The following is an 857-nucleotide window of genomic DNA, read 5'->3' on the forward strand; positions in this document are numbered from 1 at the left end:
GCGCCTGGCTGTTCGCCGGCCACGCCATCTTCAGCGGGCGAAAGCCTTGATGTCTTCGGGCGGGCGTGATGTCTTCGAGCATGCGAGGGCCGTGACAGACTCCTAGCCATCGCGCGGATCGAATTGGTTGACGTCTCCTCGAGGGGCGACATGACGACGTTCGAATTCTCCGGCCACAGGCTCGATCTGCACAGGGGCAGGCTGCAGAGGGGCGGGCACGACGTCGACCTGCGCGCCAAGTCGCTCTCGCTGCTCGTCTACCTGCTGGAGAATGCCGGCCGCGTCATCGGCAAGGACGAGCTGGTCAATGCGGTCTGGCCGAACATCGCCGTTTCCGACGATTCGCTCACCCAATGCATGAAGGACATCCGCAAGGCGCTCGGCGCCGAGGCCGATGGCTTGATCCGCACCGTGCTGCGGCGCGGCTATGTGATCGACGAAGAGCGCGTGCGCCGCCTCGAGGATCGGGTCGCCACCGCGACCGGGGAGGGGACCGCCGACGACAGGCCGTCGATCGCGGTGCTGCCCTTCGAGAACCTCAGCGGCGACCCGGCGCAAGACTATTTTGCCGACGGCATGGTCGACGAGATCACCACGGCGCTGTCGCGCATGCGCTGGCTGTTCGTCATCGCCCGCAATTCGAGCTTCGCCTACAAGGGCGAGGCCGACGGCGTGAAACGGGCCGGAGCCGAACTCGGCGTGCGCTACGTCCTGACCGGCAGCGTCCGCAAGGCCGGCGATCATATCCGCCTCACCGGACAACTCATCGACTCCGGTTCCGGCAAGACGATCTGGGCCGACCGCTACGACGGCACCATGGCCGATGTGTTCGACCTGCAGGACCGGCTTGCGGAGAG

The 857-nt window shown here is 66.4% G+C and carries 1 protein-coding gene; it reads left to right on the forward strand.

Translation table 11 applies throughout. From position 1 onward, the window contains the following. Positions 1-150 precede the first annotated feature (150 nt). The coding region (locus tag EN745_RS35350) for a winged helix-turn-helix domain-containing protein (protein ID WP_189363277.1) at positions 151-857 on the forward strand (707 nt) is incomplete at its 3' end.

Source organism: Mesorhizobium sp. M4A.F.Ca.ET.022.05.2.1 (assembly GCF_003998845.1).
Lineage (GTDB): Bacteria > Pseudomonadota > Alphaproteobacteria > Rhizobiales > Rhizobiaceae > Mesorhizobium.